The organism is Halomonas sp. DN3, assembly GCF_024137905.1.
GTDB lineage: Bacteria > Pseudomonadota > Gammaproteobacteria > Pseudomonadales > Halomonadaceae > Halomonas > Halomonas litopenaei.
This window is the reverse complement of sequence record NZ_CP099965.1, coordinates 2,059,048-2,081,312: the sequence shown is the minus strand read 5'-3', so window position 1 is coordinate 2,081,312 and position 22,265 is coordinate 2,059,048. Positions and strand designations below refer to the sequence as shown.

The window sequence follows — 22,265 nt, the reverse complement described above, 5'->3', positions numbered from 1 at the left end:
CTGTTCACTCCGCCGTCACTGCAGCGATTCGACCACGCCATCGGCGAGCAGGCGACGACCGACGATCAGGCGCATGATCTCGTTGGTCCCCTCGAGAATCTGGTGCACCCGGGTATCGCGGACCAGGCGCTCCAGCGGGTACTCACGAATGTAACCGTAGCCCCCGTGGAGTTGCAGTGCCTCGTTGCAGACCTTGAAGCCGATGTCGGTCGCAAAGCGCTTGGCCATGGCGCAGTGGGCGGTCGCCTCGGGATCGCCCTGATCCAGCCGCCAGGCGGCCTGGCGCACCATCAGACGGGCCGCCATCAATTCCGTGGCCATGTCGGCGAGACGGAACTGCAGCGCCTGAAAGGACGACAGTTCGCGACCGAACTGCTTGCGCTCACCCAGGTAGTCCCGCGCCAGCGTCAGCGCGTGCTGGGCCGCCCCCAGCGAACAGCTGGCGATATTGAGGCGGCCACCATCCAGCCCCTTCATGGCAAACCGGAAACCTTCGCCCTCGTCACCCAGCCGATGGTCGGCGCTCACCCGCACCCCATCGAAGCTGACCAGTCGGGTCGGCTGGCTCTTCCAGCCCATCTTGTCCTCGTTCTTGCCATAGCTGACGCCCTCGGCATCGGCCGGCACCACGAAGGCCGAGACGCCACGGGCGCCGCTGTCCGGCTCACCGGTACGCGCCATCACCACCAGCACCTCGGTGGAACCGGCACCGGAGATGAACATCTTGGCCCCATCGATGACATAATCGTCACCGTCTCGCACGGCCTTGGTGCGCAGATTGGCGGCATCCGAGCCAGCGCCGGGTTCGGTCAGGCAATAGGAACCGAGCCACTCACCGCTGACCATGGCGTCGACGTAGCGATCACGGACACTGTCGGTGGCCCAGTTGGCAATCATCCAGGTGACCATGTTGTGGATGGTCAGGTAGGCGGTGGTGGCGATACAGCCCTGGGACAGCTGCTCGAAGATCAGCGACGCATCCAGGCGCGAGAGTTCCAGGCCGCCGTGCTCTTCCGGGGTATAGATCCCCAGAAAGCCCGCTTCGCCGGCACGCCGAATGACGTCCAGCGGAAAGTGCGAGTTGGCGTCCCACTCGGCGGCGTGATCCTTGAGTTCGACCCGGGCAAAGTCGGCGGCGGCGTCGACCAGGGCCTTCTGATCGTCGGTAAGGGAAAAGTCCATGGTGGCATCCTTATGTTCAAGGCGTCGATGGCGAGCCAGACAGCGAGTCGGACAGCGAACCGTTCGGCTAGCCATCCAGCCGTCCGGGCGGCTTCCCCGCCATGCAATGGGACCCAACCTAGCACTTGCTCGGTTTTCGACCTATCAACCCATAGTCGTACACGGCGCTACGGCCCCGGACACCGGCGCCTCTTGCCCAGGCGAGGGGCAATTTCGCCACATACACTTTACGTTAACGTAAACTTTGACTAGTGTCTTTTCCAAGGACCCCGCTGCGTCGGGTCCTCCCAACAGGACAGAGCATCATGAGCAAAACCGCCAGCGCCACCCGCGCCGCAGGCTCCTCCAGCGAAGCTCGCCAGCCCACTGCGATCTCCCGCACCTACAGTATCGGAGAGCTGGCCAAGATGTTCGAGGTGACGCCTCGGACTATCCGCTTCTATGAGCAGGAAGGGCTGTTGGCGCCCCGACGCCAGGGCCAGAAGCGCATCTACCGCGAGAAGGATCGGGTGCGCCTCAAGCTGACGCTCAGAGGCAAGCGGCTCGGGTTCTCGCTGGCCGAGATTCGCGAGGTGGTGATGATGTACGACGCCATGCCGGACGGAAACGCCCGCCAGCTCAAGCGTCTACTCGAGATCATCGCCGAGAAGCGTGCCGAGCTCGACCGCCAGCTCGAGGATATCCGCCTGATGCGCCTCGAGATGGACGACGTCGACCGGCGAGCCCGTGACGCCCTGGGTCAGCTCGGCGAGAAGGGCTAGGCCTGGTCCTCAACGACTGGCTGCTGGTCCCTCGCCTGCTGCGACACCCCGACGGCCAATGCTCTGCCCCGAACAATGACAACACCCTGCCCCACGGCAATCACCAGACGACAAGACGAGAGCCACGATGACACGCCAGTCTGCTTCCTCTCCCGATCTCGCTCCCTCGACCGCACCCTCACCCTCGAGCGTGAGCTACGTCAGCGGCATCAGTGACCTGCCCCTGAAGGGCCAGACGATCGGTGACTGCTTCGACGAAACGGTATCCCGCTTCCCCGATCAGGACGCCTTGATCAGCCGCCACCAGGGGCTACGCTATCGCTGGCGCGAGCTTCAGGACGAGGTGAATCAGGCGGCCCGTGCGCTGCTGGCCATGGGCGTCAAGAAAGGCGACCGGGTAGGCATCTGGTCGCCCAACTGCGCCGAGTGGACGATCACCCAGTTCGCCACCGCCAAGATCGGCGCCATCCTGGTCAACATCAATCCGAGTTACCGCACCCATGAGCTCGACTACGCGCTCAAGCAGTCGGGCACCTCGACGCTGGTCCTTCAGGGCAGCTTCAAGACCTCGGACTACGTGGCCACCCTGGCCGAGCTGGCCCCGGAGCTCAATGACGTCCAGGGGGCCGGCCCGCTCAAACTGGCCGGGCTGCCCGAACTCAAACGTGTCATCTGCCTCGACACGGCCAAGACCCTGCCGGGCATGCTCGCCTGGGAGCGCATCTTCGAGCGCAGCGAGGAAGTCAGCGCCGAAGAATTGGCCGAGGTGCAGTCAGGACTGCAGTTCGACGAGCCGATCAACATCCAGTACACCTCCGGCACCACCGGTGCGCCCAAGGGCGCCACCCTGTCCCACCACAACATCCTCAATAACGGCATGTTCGTGGCCCGGGCGATGAACCTGACCGATCAGGATCGCATGGTGATTCCGGTACCGCTCTACCACTGCTTCGGCATGGTGATGGGCAACCTGGGTTGCGTGACCCACGGCGCCACCATGATCTACCCCGCCGACGGCTTCGACCCCGAGACCACCCTGGCGGCGGTGGCGGAAGAAAAGGCCACCACGCTGTACGGTGTCCCCACCATGTTCATCGCGGAGCTCGAACACCCGGACTTCGAACGCTACGACCTGTCGTCGCTGCGTACCGGGATCATGGCGGGCTCCATCTGCCCGATCGAGGTGATGCGCCGGGTCATCGACCAGATGAACATGCAGGACGTGACCATCTGCTACGGCATGACCGAAACCAGCCCGGTCAGCTTCCAGACCACCACCGATGCGCCGCTGGACAAGCGCGTTACCACGGTGGGTACCATCCACCCGCATCTGGAGGTCAAGCTGGTGCATCCGGAAAGCGGCGCGGTGGTACCGAAGGGCGAGACCGGCGAGCTGTGCACCCGTGGCTACAGCGTGATGCTCGGCTACTGGAACAACGAGGAAGCCACCGCCAAGGCCATCGACAATGCCGGCTGGATGCATACCGGCGATCTGGCGACCATGGACGATGAAGGCTATGTGGCCATCGTCGGCCGCATCAAGGACATGATCATCCGCGGTGGCGAGAACATCTACCCCCGCGAGATCGAGGACTTCCTCTACACCCATCCCGCCATCTCCGACGTTCAAGTCATCGGTGTACCCGACCAGAAGTACGGCGAGGAGGTCATGGCCTGGGTCAAGCTCAGCGAGGGCGAACAACTCGACGAGGAAGGCCTCAAGGCCTTCTGCAAGGGCAAGATCGCGCACTACAAGGTGCCGCGCTACGTCAAGTTCGTCGATGAGTTCCCGATGACCGTCACCGGCAAGGTGCAGAAGTTCAAGATGCGTGAGGAAGCCACCCACGAACTTGGACTGGCCTGAGTCTGAATAGCAGGACCTGAAGGCCAAGCCCCTGCCATACCAGGCACCCAAAAATAGAAGCGCCCCGGAGGGTATCCCCGGGGCGCTTCTTGTATCGCTGAAGCCGAACGCTGCCGGCCGGTCTTGCCCTTACCTTTTTCCCTTACCTTTTTACATCCCCTTCGGTGCGAAGATTCCGGGGACGTTGCGCCAGTAACCTTTACCGACCTTATATCAGCATACCGAAACCAAAGACGTAGCGGTCGGTCTTGCCCTTACCTTTTTACATCCCCTTCGGTGCGAAGATTCCGGGGGCGTTGCGCCAATAGCCTTTTATGTCCATCCCGAAACCAAAGACATAGCGGTCGGCGACCTCCAGACTGCAGTAGTCGGCCTTGAGGCCTGGCACTGCCTTGCGGTCGTGATTCTTGTCCACCAGCACCGCGGTCGAGATGCTCTTGGCACCGGCCTCGCGGCAATAGTCTAGGATGGCCGCCAGGGTGGCGCCTTCATCGAGGATATCGTCGACGATCACCACATGACGTCCGGCCATGGGGATCTCCGGCGAGACCCGCCAGAACAGCTCTCCCCCTCGGGTCTTGCCGCGGTAGCGAGTGGCGTGCAGATAGTCCACTTCCAGCGGGAAGCCCAGGCGCGGCAGCAGGTGGCCGGTGGTGATCAAGCCACCGTTCATCACGCAGTAGAACACCGGCAGCTCATCGCCGAGATCCCGGGTGATCTCCTCGGCCATGCGATCGAGCGCACGCTCGACTTCATCGTGGCTGATCAGGCAGTCCGCGGTGTCCATCACCTCACGCATATCGTCACGTGAAGCGCTATGGGCAGGGTCCAGTTTCGGCATAACAGTCAACTCGTTTCAAACATCAATCGGAAGTCATCGCCTCGAGGCGAGCGTGTACCCGGCGCCAGCGAGACAGGGCCGGTAAGGCATCCAGATCAGGACGTGCACGGCCATAGCGCAAGCGAGAAGCCCGGCGAACGGTGCGCTCGGCGCAGGCATCGAGCACCGCCTTGGCAGCGGCTCGGTCATTGCACACCAGCACCATGTCACAGCCGGCGTCGAGGGCCGCCTGGGCGCGCTCCACCGGCCCACCGGCAACCTGGGCGCCGGCCATGGTCAGGTCATCGGAAAAGATAAGGCCCTTGAAGCCCAGGCTCTCCCGCAGCATGCCAAGCCAGGGGCGCGAGAATCCCGCCGGCCTTGGGTCAAAGGCGGGATACACCACATGGGCCGGCATCATGCCATCGAGCTTGGGCGCCAGAGACTGAAACGGCACCAGGTCGTGCTGTCGGAGTTCGTCGAGGCTACGTTCGTCACGCGCGACTTCATGGTGGGTATCGGCCTTCACCCCGCCATGGCCGGGAAAGTGCTTGCCGACCGCCGCCATCCCGGCGTCATGCAGGCCCTCGACAAAGGCACCCGCCAGCAGTGTCACGATCTCGGGGTCACCGGCAAAGCTGCGATCTCCGATCACCGACGACAGCCCGACGTCGACATCCAGCACCGGCGCGAAGCTCAGATCGAGGCCACAGGCGGCCATCTCCATACCCAGTAGCCAGCCGGCGTCCTGACAAAGCCGCACGGTCGTCTCGGGTGAATCCAGGTACTCCTGTCCCAGGCGGGACATCGGCGGCAGCCGGGTGACACCGTCTTTCAGGCGCTGGACACGCCCTCCTTCCTGGTCGATGCCCAGCAGAAGATCAGGACGCACCTCTCGAATCGACCGGCACAGCTCGCGCACCTGGCGCGCATCTCGAGTGTTGCGTCCAAACAGGATGACACCACCGGTGGCAGGATGCTCGAGCAGCGACCGCTCCTCTGCCGACAGCTCATGGCCATCGAGATCCAGCATCACGGGTCCGAACGTCTGGGTCATGTCGCTTACCTGATCGGAAAAAGGGAACAATTTTAGACTAATGGCTGAGCAGGTGACACCCCAAGGGCGTCCCAGGGCGCCTGACAAGGGAAACCAGGCGCCTGGCATCGCGCCCTGCCTTGTCCTGTCACCAGACAATTGCCTCTTGCCAACGGTAGAATAGCCTCCTTTGACCGCCCCCGAACCACGGAGCTCCTTTTGCTGTTTTCGGATGTCACTTTCGCTTTGCTTGTTCTGGTTGCCTTGCTGGGGCTATGTCTCGGCAGCTTTCTCAATGTTGTCATCACCCGCCTTCCGGTCATGCTGATGCAGCAGTGGCGCACCGAAGCCCGTGCGGCCCTCGAATTGTCAGACGACATCGAGGAGCCACTGTCACTGGCTCGCCCCCGCTCTCGCTGTCCGCGCTGCCTCACGCCCATCGCCTGGCACGACAACCTGCCGCTGCTGGGATGGCTCAAGCGTCGCGGACGCTGCGCCAGCTGTCAGGGGAGAATCAGCATCCAATATCCACTGGTGGAATTGGCCAGTGCCCTGCTCGCGGTGTGTTTCTGTATCCTCCACGGGCCCACCTGGCCTGCCCTGTGGCTTTACGGCGCCACCCTGACGCTGCTGGCCCTGGCGGTAATCGATCTGCGCACCCAGCTGCTTCCCGACGCCCTTACCCTGCCGCTTTTATGGTGTGGCCTGCTTTACCAGCTGCTGTTCAGCCCCGCCAGCCTGGATGATGCGGTGATCGGCGCCATCGCCGGGTACGCCGTGCTGTGGACCATCGGCAAGACCTTTTACGTCCTCACCGGGCGCGACGGCATGGGGCTTGGTGACGTCAAGCTGATCGCCGCACTCGGGGCCTGGCTCGGCTGGCAACTGTTGCCACTGGTGATATTGATCGCGGCCTTGCTAGGTGCACTTTCGGGTCTACTGATACAGTGGAGGTCCCGACACCTGAAGGGCCAGCCCTTGCCGTTCGGTCCTTCGCTGGTAGTGGCCGGCGGTCTCGGCCTGCTGGCCGGCAATGAACTGCTTGCCGGATATCAAGCCCTGACGGGAATGACATGAAGAGGGGCTGCGCTCGGTGACACGGGATGAAATTCGTCTCGAATTGCATGATTGCACCTCGTAAACTGCGCTCTCTCACCGCTGCAACCTTTGATCGTCGCTTGCCGACGTTGCGGTCAAGGCCCAGGCTACTGCACCACACAAGCACTACGCTGAACACACGAAGGGAGTACGGGTGGCATGATAATTGGACTGACTGGTGGCATCGCCTCAGGCAAATCGACGGTGGCCCGTCTGTTTGGCGATCTCGGCGCTCGCTGGGTCGATGCCGACGATATCGCGCGAGAGGTGGTCGCCCCGGGCGAGCCGGCCCTCAAGGCCATCGTCGACCGATATGGAGATGCCATACTGACCAGGGAAGGTCGCCTCGACCGTGCTGCCTTGCGCGCCCTTGTCTTCGCCGACGAAAAGGAACGCCGCTGGCTTGAAGCGACCACCCATCCACGCGTGCGCGAACGGTTGGTCACTAGACTGTCACTGCTGCGGCAGCAAGACGCCCCCTATGTGCTGCTGGTTTCCCCGTTGCTGTTTGAATCCGGACAGGTGGACATGGTCCAGCGCACCCTGGTGGTAGACGTACCAGAAGCGCTGCAGATCGAACGCACCACCCAGCGCGATGATGTCGACCTGGCCCAGGCCAAGGCTATCGTGGCCTCGCAGATGGGTCGTGACGAGCGGTTGTCACTGGCCGACGACGTCATCACCAATGACGGTGATCTAGCGGCGCTCTCCGAGGCCGTCAAGGCACTGGATGCCACCTATCGCAGGCTCGCCGCCAAGGCCTGAGCCTGCCTCTTCCGCTTCGACGTTTACGTCTTGGATCAGGAGCCCCACATGTCACACAGCACTCGTCAGGGCACCTTGAAGGTTGCCTGCCCACAATGCCGCAAGGAAGTACTCTGGACGCCCGAGAACAGCTATCGCCCCTTCTGCAGCAAGCGCTGTCGTCTGATTGATCTGGGGGCCTGGGCCGATGGCAGTCATCGCATTGCCGGCGAACCCGCCATGGACGAAACCAGCATCGATGAATGGGTCGCCAGAGCCGAGCGCGACCTGCACAACCAGGACTGAACGATGGCCCGGCCAGGCAATGCCAGCGCCCCGTCACGGCCCGCCTACCAGCTATTGGCAGAGCTCGACGCAGGGTTCGATCGGATCATCGCGTGCGCCAGAGAGGTCGTCGACCGCTGGCAGGCATCACGCCTTCCTGCCTGGTCCTTCGATCGCGAGACAGCCGATGCGGACTGGCTGCGCCAGGCGTTACTGGATCTGTGGTATGTCGACGGCCAGGACGGCCGTGTCACACGCAGCTATATCGGTCTGGTGGCCGCAGACCCTGTCACCTGCGAGGCGGCTCTGGCGCTGAACCAGGCCAAGGCGGAGTTTTCTGAACGGCTGAGTGTCATTCGCCAGCAATCGCCCCAACTGATACCCGAGATCAAGGCCAGGCTGCCGATACGCCACCCGGAACTCAATGATCACCTGGGGGGCGCTGGCCTCGCCCGCCTCAATCTGAAACAGACCTGGCGCGCCCTGCCCATCGCCGAGGCGCCGGTGGAGCGGGTTCGTCTGGCCTGGTACGCCAGCGGACGCTCCATCACCCGCTTGAGCGTGGCCGAAGTCGAGCGCAAGCTGATGGCCTTCGACACCGAGTCACCGCACATTCGCATTCAACTCGAGCGCCTCGCCGGCATTCCTTCCAGCGAGCCCCTGGCCCAGGTGCAACGACAGGCACCGCTGATGCGAGCCAACCTCTTTTACCGGGACCCTCTGCCGGACGGTCGCCTCAGGCGTGCCATGAATGCGGCTCTACCCCTGCTTGTGCCCCAGGCGCAACTCCCCCATCACAACCTTCCGCCGGCACAACCGCCAGCCGAACGCCAACGCGCCCGGAGAAGCGACGAACGCCTCGAGGACACCCCCTTCCTGCCAAGCTTGAGAGTCTTTCGCTACCGCTGAAGGGCCCGGTGCGGCGCACGCCAGCGCGCCCGCTCAACGAGGCTTGCCCCTGACCTGCCAAAGCACCTGCACCCCGCCTCAGGCGCCTGCGTTCCGGCAACCGCCATAAGCAGCGCGCGCCTGTCGGCAAGCGCTGACATCAGCAATTGCTGACATCATTTTGCAGTATTTGCGCAAAGACGCCACGGCCTTTACCCACAGAGCCGTCGGAAAATCCCTGTCAAAATCGCACAGGTTGAAGTCCGGCAAGCTCCATCTCGATGACCCCTGACAAAGGCAGAGGTCATGCGGTCAGGCGATGCGCCCCATCGATTGCAGCGTGGCGACCAATTCCCGCACCGATTCAGGGGTCTGGGCATATTCCTGGATCAAGCCCAGCAGCCGCCGCTCGAAGTCCTCTTCCTTACGACGCTGCTCTTCTTCTTCCAGGCTGTCGATGGAGCGGACCGGAGGGCCGGTGGGGATCTCGGCGGCCTTGTTCGGGTTGTCCAGGCTGCGCAGCGCTTCCGCGAAGGCGTCATCCAATTCACGAAAGCGGCGAAGCTTCTCGCGTTCGTCCATAGGCTTTTGGGAACTCTGAGATTTCATTTGTTACCAGTCGTTAACGTCGATGGAGGTGCGACAGATTCAGTATCCTGCGGCACCACCTTATCAAGAAAGGCTCGAAAATAACGCCTTTTTTACTTTCACAACAGCATGTTAGATATGCAATCCATCACTGACGTTTTGTGCACAAACGATCAAAACGGCACATTGCACTTGCCAGACAGGCGCGCTAGACTGCATAACTACGTAACAGGATGTATCCTAACGCTACAAACCTACACCATCATACCTCGGGACAGGCGGATGTTCCGACTACAACGACCAGCGATACGGACGCTCGGATTCGCTCTCCGAGGACCCAGGGAGGGTCGAGTCCGCGCCGATGGTTCAGGGAGGCAAGACCATGTTCAACGAGATGATGCGCGCCGAAATCTGGCTCCAGGAAACCCTGGACAGTCAGCTGAGTATCGAAGATCTTGCCACGCGTATGGGGTACTCCTCATCCCAGGTGCGTCGGCGCTTCCGCCAGTCGTTCGGCATTTCTCCAAGTGCCTACCGCGACATGCTGCGACTCGAGAAGGCCGCCAGGCTGCTGATCCATACGCCCCACGGCGTGCATGATATCGCCAAACGCTGCGGCTATCGCAATCACTCGGCGTTCACCCGCGCCTTCCAGCGCCGCTACCGTGTCGCTCCCCGGGAGTACCGTCAGAACCAGCGTCTGGAACTCTATCGCCAGCGCCACAATCTGCCCCACTTCTCGGTGAAGATGGCCGACCTGCCGCTGCGGCGTGCCGCGGTCACCCGCCTCTATCAGCCGCCCGAAATCATCGAAAACCTGGACAACTGGCAGCGTAATGCCGAAGGCGCCTACGATCTGCCGGCACGCCTCACCAACGCGGCACCGATCGCTATCCTTCACGATCATCCGCTGGCCAGCGAGGCACCCCGCATCGACCTGGGTGTCCACGTCGACGAAGAGCACGCACACCGCCTGGCGCTGCCACTGCCGTTCCGCCTGGTCATGCTGCCGGCCCAGCGACACGCCTGCATCACCCTCGAGGACAGCTCACACCTGACCAGCGCCATGCTGTTCATGGCCTGTCGCGGCCTGTCTGAACACGGCGTCTACCTGAGCGGCGAAGCGCCTCAGCTGGTCAAAGGCAAGTATGGGCTGGAACTGCGACTGCCGCTACTCGAAGAGGACTGATCGCTTAGCCTCTCCGAGCCCGCAAGCCTCCCTTCTGGTGGCCACTTCGGTGGCCACCTTTTGCGTTCCATCATACCAGAATTCAAGCAGAGTACCGGCAACGGCAACGACAAGGCCACAGCCCCGCCTCGCCTCGCCTGCATCACACTGTTGCAGCGGGAGGCCACGCTTCGTCCCTTCCCCGGAAACTAGAAACATCGCAATCGGCAACATCGCAAGGGGCAGTCGAAGCTACGGGCCTCGCCTCCAACGAGACGCAGCCGATCAAGGAATACCGTGCAAAAAGAAACCGTCCCGAACAATACGACGACGTCACTGTCATGTCGATGGTTCAAGACGGTTCTGGTACAGCAAGCCTGAAGGTCAAAACAGTGTCGGGCCGATGCAACGTCCAAGGCACCGCTTCAACTGCGGCTCAAACAATCATCAGTCTTCTACACGCACCAGCCAGGACTCGACGGTGTCATTACCGTGCTCTTCCTTCCAGGCTTTCAACGTCTTCTGATTGCCACCACGAGTTTCGACGACTTCGCCGGTATTCGGGTTCTTGTAGATCTTCAGCTTGCGCTTGCGACGACCGCCAGCGGCCGGAGCAGCAGCCTTGGCCGGGGAAGCCGCGGCCTTGGGATCCAGAATGGCGATGACGTCAGATGCGCTCTTGTCGAACTCTTTCATCAGCTCTTCGAGCTTTCCCTTGAATTCGAGTTCGGACTTGAGACGGTCATCGTTCTGGAGCTGACCGAGCCTTTCCTGCAGTTGCTGGAGCTGCTGCTCCATCTGCATATAGTCATTCAAAAGTGAAGACATTAAGGTACGCCTATAGTAGTTGCTTTCGGATGCAGGGGCATTATCACTCCTGCATGAGTATATGACAACCAGCCAAACGACGTTATTCAAACGTTATTGGCCAAAAGCAAAGTCAAAATCCTGTCTAACAAACGGTAGATGCTTACAACAAGGGCATCAACCCGAAAACACGTCCCCTCAAGCATATGTGGTAAAAACTCGCCCCACTCACCAATAATACTGAGGCAGCGCCGCCACGAGGGGCATTCCAGCCCTCTACAATTTCTTACATATAAAAAAAGAGCGCTCCCCGAAGGAAGCGCTCTTGACCATTACCAGTCCCGAACAGTGTCGGGGTCCGGCTTAGTCCTGACCCATCTGCTGCTTGATCAGGTCGCCGATGGTGGTCGGGCCACCGGTCTCGACTTCCTGGTCGCGCAGCTTGCTCATGTTGCGACGGGTGTCGTCCTGGTCCTTGGCCTTGACGGACAGGGCGATCTGACGGTTCTTGCGATCGACACCGACGATACGGGCCTCGACACTGTCGCCTTCGTTCAGCACGTTGCGCGCGTCTTCGACACGGTCAGCGCTGATCTCGGACGCCTTGAGCACGGCAACGACGTCAGTCGCCAGCTCGACGTGAGCTTCCTTGGCGTCAACCTCGACGACACGACCGGTGACGATGGTGCCCTTGTCGTTGACGGACAGGAACTCGGCAACCGGGTCGGTATCGAGCTGCTTGATACCCAGGGAGATGCGCTCACGCTCCGGATCGATGGACAGGATGACGGCTTCGGCCTCATCGCCCTTCTTGAAGGAACGCACGGCTTCTTCGCCAGTCTCGGTCCAGGAGATGTCGGACAGGTGAACCAGGCCGTCGATGCCGCCGTCCAGACCGATGAAGATACCGAAGTCGGTGATGGACTTGATGGTACCGGCAACGCGGTCGCCCTTGTTGAACTGGGCGTTGAAGGTTTCCCACGGGTTGGCGGTGCACTGCTTGATACCCAGGGAGATACGACGACGCTCTTCGTCGATATCCAGCACCATGACGTCAACATCGTCACCGACCTGAACCACCTTGGACGGATGGATGTTCTTGTTGGTCCAGTCCATTTCGGAGACGTGAACCAGACCCTCGACACCCTCTTCCAGCTCGGCGAAGCAGCCGTAGTCGGTGAGGTTGGTGACACGGGCGTGCACCTTGGTGCCTTCCGGGTAACGATCCTTGATGTTGACCCACGGATCTTCGCCCAGCTGCTTCAGACCCAGGGAGACGCGATTGCGCTCGCGGTCGAACTTCAGCACCTTGACGGTGATCTCGTCGCCGACAGCCACGATCTCGCTCGGATGCTTGATGCGCTTCCAGGCCATGTCGGTGATGTGGAGCAGGCCGTCAACGCCGCCCAGATCAACGAAGGCACCGTAGTCGGTCAGGTTCTTGACGATACCGATGATCTGCTGGCCTTCCTGCAGGGTGGCGAGCAGCGCTTCACGCTCGGCGCTGTTCTCGGCTTCGAGAACGGCACGACGGGAAACGACAACGTTGTTGCGCTTCGGATCGAGCTTGATGACCTTGAAGTCGAGCTCTTTGTTCTCCAGGTGCGTGGTATCGCGCACCGGACGAACGTCGACCAGAGAGCCGGGCAGGAAGGCACGGATGGAGTCGACGTCGACAGTGAAGCCGCCCTTGACCTTGCCGTTGATCACGCCCTTGACGATCTCTTCCTTCTCGAAGGCAGCTTCCAGCACCTTCCACGCTTCGGCACGCTTGGCCTTCTCGCGGGACAGGCGGGTTTCGCCGAAGCCGTCTTCCACAGCTTCGAGGGCCACGTGGACCTCGTCACCGACGGCAATGGTCAGTTCGCCGCTGTCGTCGCGGAATTGCGCGGCAGGGATCTGACCTTCGGACTTCAGGCCGGCATTGACGGTGACCCAGTCACCTTCGATGTCGACGACAGTAGCCGCGACGATCGCGCCCGGCTCCATGTTGATGTCCTGGAGAGACTGTTCAAACAGTTCAGCAAAGCTTTCGCTCATGATGTTCCTACGTGATCAACGTTGAGTGCGGCAGGGCCGCTTCTCCGCACCACCAGCAAGTGCGGGCCATATTCAAAAACCCCCGGGGATGTTGGCACTGGTTGGACCTGACCGAGTTTTCCGTTTCCTGTACTCGGGCACGTCGTGACATCTGGCCGGGGACGCCGCAAGGGAGTTCAGGTGCCGGACAAGAGCCCCTTTCGGGCCAACAGTTCGGACAGCCGATCAACCACTTCCGGTATGCTCAGGCGGGTCGTGTCGAGCTCGATGGCATCATCGGCCGACACCAACGGCGCCACGCTACGCTGCGTATCGCGGTCGTCGCGCGCCTGAATCTCCTTCAAAAGACTCGATAGACTAGCATCCACCCCGGCCTCCCGCAACTGCAGGTGACGCCGGCGCGCCCTTTCCTCGGCGCTGGCGGTCAGAAATATCTTCAAGGGCGCATCGACGAACACCACGGTGCCCATGTCCCGGCCATCGGCGACCAGGCCGGGCGCCTGGCGGAAGTCCCGCTGGCGCTCGAGCAGCGCCTGGCGCACCGCCGGCAACGCCGCCACCAGAGAGGCACTGTTGCCCACCTGCTCGGTGCGAATCTCGCGAGTCACGTCACGCCCTTCGAGCTCGACCACCGCCTCGCCGTTCTCGGCGCGAAACACCACATCGAGGGCCGAGGCCAGTGCCGCCAGCGCCGGCTCATCGTCCAGCGCGATGCCCTTGCCGATAGCCGACAGCGCGGTCAGCCGGTAGAGGCTGCCGCTATCCAGCAGATGCCAGCCCAGTCGCTCGGCAATCAGCCGGCTGATGGTGCCCTTGCCGGCGCCGCCGGGGCCATCGATGGTCAGCACCGGGGCCGAATGCTCGTCATGATCGCTCATGCCTGCTCCTCGCGTACCTCTTCGAGTTCAAGGCCGACACCTCGTGCCAGCTCGACAAAGCCGGGGAAGGACGTGGCCACGTTGGCGCAGTCGTTGACCTCGATCGGGCTTGATGCGCGCAGGGCCGCGATGGTGAAGGCCATGGCGATGCGATGATCCTCATGACTGTCCACGCGCCCGCCGTCATAGTTGGCGCCATCGCCGCCATTGCCGACGATGTCGATGCCATCGTCATAAAGGGTGTTGTCGATACCCAGCACGCTCATGCCGTCGGCCATGGACTGCAGGCGATCGGACTCCTTGACCCGGAGCTCCTCGGCGCCGCGCAGTCGCGTGGTGCCTTCGGCGTTGGCCGCGGCAATGAACAGTGCCGGGAACTCGTCGATGGCCAGCGGCACCTGGTCCTCGGGAATGTCGATGCCCTTTAGCGGCCGATAGCGGATATGCAGATCGGCGACCGGCTCGCCCCCTACCTCTCGCTCGTTCTCGAGGCGCAGATCCGCCCCCATGGCGGTCAGGATGTTGATCACCCCGATCCGGGTCGGATTGATGCCGACGTGCTCCAGCACCAGATCCGACCCCGGGGTGATCGCCGCCGCCACCAGGAAGAAGGTCGCCGAGGAGATATCCGAGGGTACATCGATCGGGCCAGCGGCCAGCTTGCCGCCGCCCTGCAGCCAGCAGGTATCGCCCTCGCGCTCGACGGCGTAGCCAAAGCCATTGAGCATGCGCTCGGTGTGATCGCGGGTCGGTGCGGGTTCACGCACTCGGGTCTCGCCTTCGGCAAACATCCCCGCCAGCAGCAGACAGGACTTCACCTGGGCGCTGGCCATGGGCATGTCGTAGTGGATGCCCTTCAGCGCCTGGCCACCCTTGATCCTGAGCGGAGGACGCCCGCCTTCGGCGGTGTCGATCACCGCCCCCATCTGGCGCAGCGGATCGGCCACCCGCCCCATGGGACGACGCGTCAGCGAGGTATCACCGGTCAATTCAGTGTCGAAGGCCTGCCCCGCCAGCAGCCCGGCAAACAGCCGCATGGCGGTGCCGGCATTGCCGACGTAGAGCGGACCTGCCGGCTTCTTCAGGCCGTGCATGCCGACCCCATGGATGGTCACGCGGCCCTGGTGCGGGCCCTCGATGGCCACCCCCATCTCGCGGAAGGCCTGGAGCGTGGCGAGGCTGTCCTCGCCCTCGAGGAATCCGGACACCTCGGTAACGCCCTCGGACAGCGCGCCGAGCATGATCGAGCGATGGGAAACCGACTTGTCGCCGGGGACCCGGATGCGACCGGTGACGCTTCCGCCCGGGGCCACCCGGTAGCGCAGCATGGCTGATTCTTGCATCTGATATTCCGCCTGATAACTGGTCTGATTCAACAGAGTATCGAAATAGTGGCGCGCATGACTGGCGCGGTCGAAGGTGGCCAGCAGACCGTCGCCATCACCACGGTTCACCGCGTCCCTGAGTCGGGCCAGACCTGACTCGAAGTCATCCAGGGCTTCGAGCACGGCGCCCCGGTTGGCCTGAAAGATGTCTCGCCACATCACCGGATCACTACCGGCGATGCGGGTGAAGTCGCGAAAGCCGCCGGCGGCGTAGCGAAAGATCTCGAGGCGCTCATCCTGGCGCGCCAGGGTATCCACCAGCGAGAAAGCCAGCAGATGCGGCAGATGGCTAGTGCGCGCCAGCACCTGATCGTGGCGAGCCACGTCCATCTCCAGCACCTCGGCACCGGTCAACTGCCACAGGGCCCGCACACGCTCAAGTGCATCGGGGTCGGTAGCGCAGGTCGGCGTCAGAATCACCTTGTGGGCCTGGTACAGCTCCGGATTGGCCGCCGCCACGCCGCTCTTTTCCGACCCGGCGATGGGATGCCCCAGCACAAAGCGGGCGGGAAGCTCACCGAAGGCCTCGATGGCGGCCGCCTCGATCGCTGCCTTGGTGCTGCCGACGTCGGTGATCACCAGATCGCCGGAAGCGCGGCCACGCAACGCGCCTAGCTCGCCCATGACCTGGCCCATGGCCAGCACCGGTACCGCCAGCACCACCAGGGTAGCACCCTCGATGACCTCGGAGAGTTGTGTCGAGCCCGCGTCGATCAACCCCATGCGACGTCCGCACTCAAGCTCCTTCGGATCTGGGTCACAGGCCAGGATGAGACTGTCATCCCCCTGCCCCACCCCCGCCTTGCGCAAGGCAGCGGCCAGCGACCCTCCGATCAAGCCAAGTCCAACGATGACGATGCGTGAAGCCCGAGGCAAGGATGCGGGTACTGCGCCACGCGTTGCCACGTCCTGCATTGCGACGTCCTGCATTTCTTCTTCCTGCATTCCTTCTTCCTGCATTACTACAGGACCCCCTGGGGGTAGGAGCCAAGCACCTTGACCTCGGAGACACGCAGGCGCACCTCCTCGAGCAGCGCCGACACCCGCGGCTCCTCGACGTGGCCACAGAAGTCGATAAAGAACACATAGTTCCAGGCACCGGTGCGCGATGGTCGCGTCTCCAGACGCGTCAGATCGATCTGGTGGCGGTGGAACGGCTCGAGCAGGTCGTGCAAGGCACCCGGCTGGTTGCGGGTCGCCACCACCAGCGACGTCTTGTCGACCCCGGACATGGGCACGTCCTGGTTGCCGATGATCAGGAAGCGCGTGGAGTTGTCCGGGCGATCCTCGATCTTCTCGGCCACGTGGCTAAGGCCGTAGAGCTTGGCCGCCATGTCGCCGGCGATGGCCGCACTGTGCCACTCGCTCTTGACCAGCCTGGCTGCCTCGGCGTTGGACGACACCGGTACCCGCTCGGCGTGGGGGAAGTGGGCATCGAGCCATTTGCGACACTGGGCGAAGGACTGAGGGTGCGAGTAGATACGCGACACCTTGTCCTTGAGGGTAGTGTCGGCCACCAGCAGGTGATGGTGGATGCGCAGCACCACCTCACCGCTGATACGCAGCCCCGAATCGATGAAGGAATCCAGGGTATGGTTGATCACGCCTTCGGTGGAGTTTTCCACCGGCACCACGCCGTAGTTCACCGCGCCGGCCTCGACCTCTCGGAAGACCTCGTCGATGGCCGCCATGGGCAGGCTGATGGCGCTGTCGCCGAAGTGCTTGAGCGCGGCCTGCTGGGTAAAGGTGCCCTCGGGGCCGAGATAGGCCACCTTGATCGGCTGTTCCAGCGCCAGGCAGGCCGACATGATCTCGCGAAACAGCCGCGCCATTTCTTCGCTGTCCAGCGGCCCCTGGTTGAGCTCCATCACCCGGCGCAGCACCTGGGCCTCGCGCTCGGGGCGATAGAACACCGCCTGGGGGTCGCTGGCGGTCTTGGTCTCCGCCACCTGGCGAGCACACTCGGCACGCTCGCTGATCAGGCGCAGGATCTCGGTGTCGATATGGTCGATGCGCTGACGCAGCGACGAGAGGTTCGGCTCTTGCGAATCACTCATGGGTTGTCTCCTTGTAACGCCCCGTGACCGGGCGTTGACGCATGGCTGGCGAAACCTGGCCCCGCCACCTCTTTACTGGGTGCGCCAGCTCTCGCACGAACCTCAGCCGCGCCGCTTCTCGAAATCGCCCATGAACGCCACCAGGGCGTCCACCGCGGCCTCAGGCACCGCGTTATAGAGGCTTGCGCGCATACCGCCGACGCTGCGATGGCCCTTGAGATTCAAAAGCCCCGCCGCTTCCGCCTCTTCCAGGAAGGTGTTATCCAGGGCGCTGTCGGCCAGCACGAAGGGCACGTTCATCTTCGAGCGATTACGCACCGCGATGGGGTTGGAATAGAAGTCGCTGCGGTCGATGGCCTCGTAGAGCTTGGCCGCCTTGCGGTCATTGATCTCGGCCATCGCCTCGAGACCACCGACGTCGCGCTTGAGCCAGTCGAACACCAGACCCGCCAGGTACCAGCTATAGGTAGCCGGCGTGTTGATCATCGATCCTGCCTCGGCCAACTGACGATAGCTGAACAATGACGGCATCTCGCTCACCGCCTGGTCAAGCAGATCATCGCGCACGATCACCAGTACCAGACCGGCCGGCCCGATGTTCTTCTGGGCGCCAGCGTAGATCACACCAAAGCGCGAGACGTCCAGCGGCTCAGACAGGATGGTCGAGGAAAGATCCGCCACCACCGGCACCCCGACCCCGTCGCCGCGCCGCGCCACGGGCACAAAGTCCAGTGCCAGACCACCGATGGTCTCGTTGGGAGTCACGTGGAGGTAGGCGGCGTCGTCTGACAGCGCGATATCACCCTGCTGCGGCGCTTCGACATGGCCGTTCTCGGCGCTGGAGGCGGCGATGTGGGCGCTGCCGAACAGATGCCGCGCCTCCTTGATCGCCTTGTTGCCCCAGATACCGGTCTCGATGAAGTTGGCACGACCGCCGCGGCCAAGCAGGTTCATGGGCACCGCGGCAAACTGCTGGGTGGCACCCCCCTGGGTGAACAGCACCCGATAGTTGTCAGGAACTGCGAGCAGTTCACGCAGATCGGCCTCGGCGCGCTCGGCGATGGCCACGTACTCGCTGGAGCGGTGGCTCATCTCCATCACCGAGAGCCCGCGGCCCTGATAGTCCAGCATCTCGCGCTGGGCACGTTCGAGTACTGCGGTAGGTAGCGCGGCGGGACCCGCGCAGAAATTGTAGTGGCGTGTCATGGTGTCCTGGCGATTGATCGTCAAGGGCAGGCGTCCGGCGACGCCCGCCAGTCACTATATAGGCGGGCCACGGCGTCCATCGCGGACACCGTGGCACCCCGGATCAGTCGTTATTGTCGGTGCTGCTGTCGTCGTCCGCGCTGTCGTCGCCCGGTTCGGCGCTGCCGCCCTCGGCGGCGTCATCTGCCGAGTTCTCGACAGTGTCCTCACCACCCTCTTCATCTTCGGCGTCGAGCTCGTCGTCGCCGTCAAGCTCCTGGATACGCACGGTCTTGACCAGCGATTCGGCTTCGCCGAGGCGGATCAGGGTGACGCCCTGGGTGTTGCGCGAACTGATCGAGACTTCCTCGACCCGGGTGCGCACCAGGGTGCCGCGATCGGTGATCAGCATCATCTCGTCGCTGGAACAGACCTGCATCGCCGCCACCATGGCGCCATTGCGGGCGCTGGTCTGCATCGCGATCACGCCCTGGCCGCCACGACCGCGCAGCGGGAACTCCTCGAGACGGGTACGCTTGCCGTAGCCGTTTTCGCTGCCGGTGAGGATATAGATCTGGCCGTCGTCACCGCTGGCGTCGACATCACCGGCCTCGCCACGCTCACCGCCCTCGGCGTCGGCATCGATCTCTAGGCTCTGCGGGATGATCAGGCTGATCACCTCGGCGCCATCGAGCAGTCGCATGCCGCGCACACCGCGCGCGGTACGGCCCATGGCACGGACCTGGGACTCCTCGAAGCGGATCGCCTTGCCGTTGGACGACAGCAGCATGGCGTGGTCGCTGCCGGAAGTAATCGCGGCGCCCACCAGGCGATCGCCCTCCTCCAGGTCGATGGCGATCAGGCCAACGCTGCGCGGACGCGAGAACTGCTCGAGGCTGGTGCGCTTGACCGTGCCCCGGGCGGTGGCAAAGAAGATGTAGCAGTCCGGATCATAGTCCTTGACCGGCATGATGGCGTTGATCGACTCGCCTTCTTCCAGCGGCAACAGGTTGACCAGCGGCTTGCCGCGGGACCCGCGACTGGCCGCAGGCATCTCGTAGACCTTGAGCCAGTAGACCTTGCCGCGATTGGAGAACAGCAGAACGGTGTCGTGGGTCGAGGCCACCAGCAGGTGCTCGATGACGTCCTCGTCCTTCATCGCGGTGGCCGACTTGCCACGACCACCACGACGCTGGGCCTGATAGTCCGACAACGGCTGGGTCTTGGCGTAACCCGAGCGGGACACCGTGACCACCATGTCTTCCTCGGCGATCAGGTCCTCGATGGACAGGTCCAGGTGGCTTGCCTGAATGTCGGTACGACGCTCGTCGGCGAACTGATCGCGCACCGCGATCAGCTCTTCGCGAATCACCTCGAGCAGGCGATCGGCGGAGGCCAGGATGGCCATCAGCTCGGCGATCTTCTCGAGGATCGACAGATACTCGTCGAGCAGCTTCTCGGTCTCGAGGCCGGTCAGGCGGTGCAGGCGCAGCTCGAGGATGGCCTGGGCCTGGGCCGGCGACAGACGGTACTCGCCTCCAGCCTGGTCCAGACCAAAGCCTTCTTCCAGGTCTTCGGGCTTGCACGAGGTGGCGCCGGCGCGCTCCAGCATGCCGGTGACCTGGCCGGGCTGCCAGGACTTGGCCAACAGCTTTTCCTTGGCTTCGGCAGCATTCGGCGAGGCCTTGATCAGCTCGATCACCTCGTCGATGTTGGAGATCGCCACCGCCAAGCCTTCGAGGATGTGGCCGCGCTCACGCGCCTTCTTCAGTTCGAACAGGGTGCGCCGGGTGACCACCTCGCGACGGTGGCGAATGAAGGCCTCGAGCACCTGCTTGAGGTTCATGGTCTTCGGCTCGCCGTCCTCCAGCGCCACCATATTGATGCCGAAGACATTCTGCAGCTGGGTCTGGGCGAACAGGTTGTTCACCACCACCTCGCCACTCTCGCCGCGCTTGACCTCGATCACCACCCGCAGACCGTCCTTGTCGGACTCGTCGCGCAACTCGGCGATTCCCTCGATCTTCTTGTCCTTGACCAGCTCGGCGATCTTCTCGATCAGCCGCGCCTTGTTCACCTGGTAAGGCAGCTCGGTGACGATGATGTGGTCACGGCCGGACTTGTCGTCGTGTTCGATGGTGTGCTTGGCGCGTATATAGATGCGCCCGCGGCCGGTACGATAGGCCTCGAGAATGCCCGCGCGGCCGTTGATGATACCGCCGGTGGGGAAGTCGGGCCCCGGCACATGCTCCATCAGATCATCGACGCTCAGGGTGTAGTCGTCGACTAGCGCCAGGCAGGCGTTGATGATCTCGTTCATGTTGTGGGGCGGGATATTGGTCGCCATGCCCACGGCGATGCCCGAGGAGCCGTTGACCAGCAGGTTCGGCACCTTGGTCGGCAGCACGTCGGGGATCCGCTCGGTACCGTCGTAGTTGTCGACCCAGTCGACAGTATCCTTCTCGAGATCGGCCAGCAGCTCGTGGGCCAGGCGCGCCATGCGCACCTCGGTGTAACGCATGGCGGCGGCGTTGTCGCCGTCGATGGAGCCGAAGTTGCCCTGGCCATCGACCAGCACGTGGCGCATCGAGAAGTCCTGGGCCATACGCACGATGGTGTCGTACACCGCACTGTCGCCGTGGGGGTGGTACTTACCGATCACGTCACCCACCACACGGGCGGACTTCTTGTATGGCTTGTTCCAGTCGTTACCCAGCTCGTGCATCGCAAACAGCACACGCCGATGAACCGGCTTCAGGCCATCGCGCACGTCCGGCAGCGCTCGGCCGATGATCACGCTCATCGCGTAATCGAGGTACGACTGCTTCAGCTCGTCCTCGATATTGACTGGCAGAATCTCTCTGGCGATGTCACCCATGGGTCGTCAAGTCCTTTGCACAGCAACAGGTAGGCGCGTCACGCAGCCGTGACAAGGCGCACAAATACAGCGACCTAGCATACCACCCTTGGGGCCTTCCGCGCAGCGTCTGTCGTTGTGTGCGGCGCCTTGACCGCTGCCGTCATGACACCACCAGCGGCGCCAGGGCATCACGCAGCTCACCCTCGATCGCCACCGCACTGTTGCTGGCCACGTCCAGCAGCACGAAGGTCAGCTCGGCGCGAGCCACCAGGGCACCATCGCGGCGGCGCAGGATCTCGTGGCGCATCTTGGCGCTGCGCCCGCCCAGGGCCGACAGACGGGTGGAAATGTCCAGCTCGTCACCGGCCACCGCCGCCTGGCGATAGTCGATATTGAGATTGACCGCGACGAAGGCGACATCTCCCTTTCCCAAGCGAGACATCAGCGCCGGATGCTTGTCGAAATAGTCCCAGCGCCCTTCCTCCATGAACTCCAGGTAACGGGCGTGATTGACGTGGCCATAACCGTCAAGGTGGTAGCCACGAACCTTCAGCGAAGTGGTGCTGATAGCGTCTTCCATGTCATTGCTCCTCATTTAAACTACTGTTTGATTCTGACC

19 protein-coding genes are annotated in these 22,265 nt (G+C 62.9%); 7 read left to right on the top strand and 12 right to left on the bottom strand.

Translation table 11 applies throughout. The features are described from left to right. Positions 1 to 15: 15 nt before the first annotated feature. Entirely contained in the window at positions 16 to 1,182 is a 1,167-nt protein-coding gene (locus NKF27_RS09095; RefSeq protein ID WP_253556168.1) for an acyl-CoA dehydrogenase family protein, read from the bottom strand. 305 nt (positions 1,183 to 1,487) lie between these two features. On the opposite strand from NKF27_RS09095, the gene NKF27_RS09090 reads away from it, so the two are divergent. Further along, on the top strand, positions 1,488 to 1,943 hold the full coding sequence (locus tag NKF27_RS09090) for a MerR family DNA-binding transcriptional regulator (protein WP_301271187.1): 456 nt from the start codon (positions 1,488 to 1,490) through the stop codon (positions 1,941 to 1,943). Between the two features lie 127 nt (positions 1,944 to 2,070). Beyond that, positions 2,071 to 3,807, top strand: coding sequence for an AMP-binding protein (locus NKF27_RS09085; RefSeq protein WP_253556166.1), 1,737 nt, complete (start codon positions 2,071 to 2,073; stop codon positions 3,805 to 3,807). Between the two features lie 262 nt (positions 3,808 to 4,069). Here NKF27_RS09085 and NKF27_RS09080 read toward each other — a convergent pair whose 3' ends face one another. After that, positions 4,070 to 4,648 carry a hypoxanthine-guanine phosphoribosyltransferase gene (locus NKF27_RS09080; RefSeq protein WP_045992365.1) on the bottom strand — a complete coding sequence of 193 codons (579 nt, stop codon included), beginning with the start codon at positions 4,646 to 4,648 and terminating at the stop codon, positions 4,070 to 4,072. Between the two features lie 22 nt (positions 4,649 to 4,670). Beyond that, positions 4,671 to 5,684: a beta-N-acetylhexosaminidase gene (gene nagZ, locus NKF27_RS09075; RefSeq protein ID WP_253556165.1), complete on the bottom strand. Its 1,014-nt coding sequence runs from the start codon at positions 5,682 to 5,684 to the stop codon at positions 4,671 to 4,673. 198 nt (positions 5,685 to 5,882) lie between these two features. Between nagZ and NKF27_RS09070 the strand changes: the two genes are divergently transcribed. From NKF27_RS09070 to NKF27_RS09055, 4 genes are all read left to right on the top strand, one after another. Then, positions 5,883 to 6,740 carry an A24 family peptidase gene (locus NKF27_RS09070; RefSeq protein WP_253556164.1) on the top strand — a complete coding sequence of 286 codons (858 nt, stop codon included), beginning with the start codon at positions 5,883 to 5,885 and terminating at the stop codon, positions 6,738 to 6,740. A gap of 180 nt (positions 6,741 to 6,920) precedes the next feature. Beyond that, positions 6,921 to 7,526, top strand: a complete 606-nt coding sequence (gene coaE, locus NKF27_RS09065; RefSeq protein ID WP_253556163.1) for a dephospho-CoA kinase — start codon at positions 6,921 to 6,923, stop codon at positions 7,524 to 7,526. Positions 7,527 to 7,574: 48 nt separating this feature from the next. Continuing rightward, a complete protein-coding gene (yacG, locus tag NKF27_RS09060; RefSeq protein WP_045992369.1) occupies positions 7,575 to 7,811 on the top strand; it encodes a DNA gyrase inhibitor YacG in 237 nt (78 codons plus the stop codon). Between the two features lie 3 nt (positions 7,812 to 7,814). Then, positions 7,815 to 8,699 carry a DNA replication terminus site-binding protein gene (locus tag NKF27_RS09055; RefSeq protein ID WP_253556162.1) on the top strand — a complete coding sequence of 295 codons (885 nt, stop codon included), beginning with the start codon at positions 7,815 to 7,817 and terminating at the stop codon, positions 8,697 to 8,699. A gap of 291 nt (positions 8,700 to 8,990) precedes the next feature. Here NKF27_RS09055 and NKF27_RS09050 read toward each other — a convergent pair whose 3' ends face one another. After that, entirely contained in the window at positions 8,991 to 9,287 is a 297-nt protein-coding gene (locus NKF27_RS09050) for a hypothetical protein (protein ID WP_045992371.1), read from the bottom strand. Between the two features lie 361 nt (positions 9,288 to 9,648). Here NKF27_RS09050 and NKF27_RS09045 point away from each other — a divergent pair, with 361 nt between their 5' ends. Continuing rightward, entirely contained in the window at positions 9,649 to 10,455 is an 807-nt protein-coding gene (locus NKF27_RS09045; RefSeq protein WP_045992373.1) for a helix-turn-helix transcriptional regulator, read from the top strand. A gap of 426 nt (positions 10,456 to 10,881) precedes the next feature. Here NKF27_RS09045 and NKF27_RS09040 read toward each other — a convergent pair whose 3' ends face one another. The 8 genes from NKF27_RS09040 to NKF27_RS09005 form a co-directional block, all read right to left on the bottom strand. Then, positions 10,882 to 11,262 carry a histone-like nucleoid-structuring protein, MvaT/MvaU family gene (locus NKF27_RS09040; RefSeq protein WP_108133796.1) on the bottom strand — a complete coding sequence of 127 codons (381 nt, stop codon included), beginning with the start codon at positions 11,260 to 11,262 and terminating at the stop codon, positions 10,882 to 10,884. Between the two features lie 342 nt (positions 11,263 to 11,604). Then, positions 11,605 to 13,281, bottom strand: coding sequence for a 30S ribosomal protein S1 (gene rpsA / locus NKF27_RS09035; RefSeq protein ID WP_045994817.1), 1,677 nt, complete (start codon positions 13,279 to 13,281; stop codon positions 11,605 to 11,607). A 176-nt stretch (positions 13,282 to 13,457) separates the two neighbouring features. Beyond that, complete coding sequence (gene cmk / locus NKF27_RS09030; protein ID WP_253556161.1) at positions 13,458 to 14,159, bottom strand: (d)CMP kinase; 702 nt, start codon at positions 14,157 to 14,159, stop codon at positions 13,458 to 13,460. After that, on the bottom strand, positions 14,156 to 16,459 hold the full coding sequence (locus NKF27_RS09025) for a bifunctional prephenate dehydrogenase/3-phosphoshikimate 1-carboxyvinyltransferase (RefSeq protein ID WP_253556439.1): 2,304 nt from the start codon (positions 16,457 to 16,459) through the stop codon (positions 14,156 to 14,158). Before NKF27_RS09025 ends, cmk begins: the two co-directional genes overlap by 4 nt. Before the next feature lie 47 nt (positions 16,460 to 16,506). Further along, positions 16,507 to 17,601 (bottom strand): prephenate dehydratase, encoded by a 1,095-nt coding sequence (gene pheA, locus NKF27_RS09020; RefSeq protein WP_045994814.1) that lies wholly within the window; start codon positions 17,599 to 17,601, stop codon positions 16,507 to 16,509. A gap of 102 nt (positions 17,602 to 17,703) precedes the next feature. Continuing rightward, on the bottom strand, positions 17,704 to 18,807 hold the full coding sequence (gene serC / locus NKF27_RS09015; protein WP_253556160.1) for a 3-phosphoserine/phosphohydroxythreonine transaminase: 1,104 nt from the start codon (positions 18,805 to 18,807) through the stop codon (positions 17,704 to 17,706). A 103-nt stretch (positions 18,808 to 18,910) separates the two neighbouring features. After that, entirely contained in the window at positions 18,911 to 21,664 is a 2,754-nt protein-coding gene (gyrA, locus tag NKF27_RS09010; protein WP_253556159.1) for a DNA gyrase subunit A, read from the bottom strand. A 142-nt stretch (positions 21,665 to 21,806) separates the two neighbouring features. Further along, positions 21,807 to 22,226, bottom strand: coding sequence for a thioesterase family protein (locus NKF27_RS09005; protein ID WP_108133793.1), 420 nt, complete (start codon positions 22,224 to 22,226; stop codon positions 21,807 to 21,809). Positions 22,227 to 22,265: the final 39 nt, after the last annotated feature.

Coding starts and splice junctions, on each gene's coding strand:
- NKF27_RS09095 (WP_253556168.1), bottom strand. CDS start 1,182: ATGGACTTTTCCCTTACCGACGATCAGAAGGCCCTGGTCGACGCCGCC.
- NKF27_RS09090 (WP_301271187.1), top strand. CDS start 1,488: ATGAGCAAAACCGCCAGCGCCACCCGCGCCGCAGGCTCCTCCAGCGAA.
- NKF27_RS09085 (WP_253556166.1), top strand. CDS start 2,071: ATGACACGCCAGTCTGCTTCCTCTCCCGATCTCGCTCCCTCGACCGCA.
- NKF27_RS09080 (WP_045992365.1), bottom strand. CDS start 4,648: ATGCCGAAACTGGACCCTGCCCATAGCGCTTCACGTGACGATATGCGT.
- nagZ (WP_253556165.1), bottom strand. CDS start 5,684: ATGACCCAGACGTTCGGACCCGTGATGCTGGATCTCGATGGCCATGAG.
- coaE (WP_253556163.1), top strand. CDS start 6,921: ATGATAATTGGACTGACTGGTGGCATCGCCTCAGGCAAATCGACGGTG.
- yacG (WP_045992369.1), top strand. CDS start 7,575: ATGTCACACAGCACTCGTCAGGGCACCTTGAAGGTTGCCTGCCCACAA.
- NKF27_RS09055 (WP_253556162.1), top strand. CDS start 7,815: ATGGCCCGGCCAGGCAATGCCAGCGCCCCGTCACGGCCCGCCTACCAG.
- NKF27_RS09050 (WP_045992371.1), bottom strand. CDS start 9,287: ATGAAATCTCAGAGTTCCCAAAAGCCTATGGACGAACGCGAGAAGCTT.
- NKF27_RS09045 (WP_045992373.1), top strand. CDS start 9,649: ATGTTCAACGAGATGATGCGCGCCGAAATCTGGCTCCAGGAAACCCTG.
- NKF27_RS09040 (WP_108133796.1), bottom strand. CDS start 11,262: ATGTCTTCACTTTTGAATGACTATATGCAGATGGAGCAGCAGCTCCAG.
- rpsA (WP_045994817.1), bottom strand. CDS start 13,281: ATGAGCGAAAGCTTTGCTGAACTGTTTGAACAGTCTCTCCAGGACATC.
- cmk (WP_253556161.1), bottom strand. CDS start 14,159: ATGAGCGATCATGACGAGCATTCGGCCCCGGTGCTGACCATCGATGGC.
- NKF27_RS09025 (WP_253556439.1), bottom strand. CDS start 16,459: ATGCAGGACGTGGCAACGCGTGGCGCAGTACCCGCATCCTTGCCTCGG.
- pheA (WP_045994814.1), bottom strand. CDS start 17,601: ATGAGTGATTCGCAAGAGCCGAACCTCTCGTCGCTGCGTCAGCGCATC.
- serC (WP_253556160.1), bottom strand. CDS start 18,807: ATGACACGCCACTACAATTTCTGCGCGGGTCCCGCCGCGCTACCTACC.
- gyrA (WP_253556159.1), bottom strand. CDS start 21,664: ATGGGTGACATCGCCAGAGAGATTCTGCCAGTCAATATCGAGGACGAG.
- NKF27_RS09005 (WP_108133793.1), bottom strand. CDS start 22,226: ATGGAAGACGCTATCAGCACCACTTCGCTGAAGGTTCGTGGCTACCAC.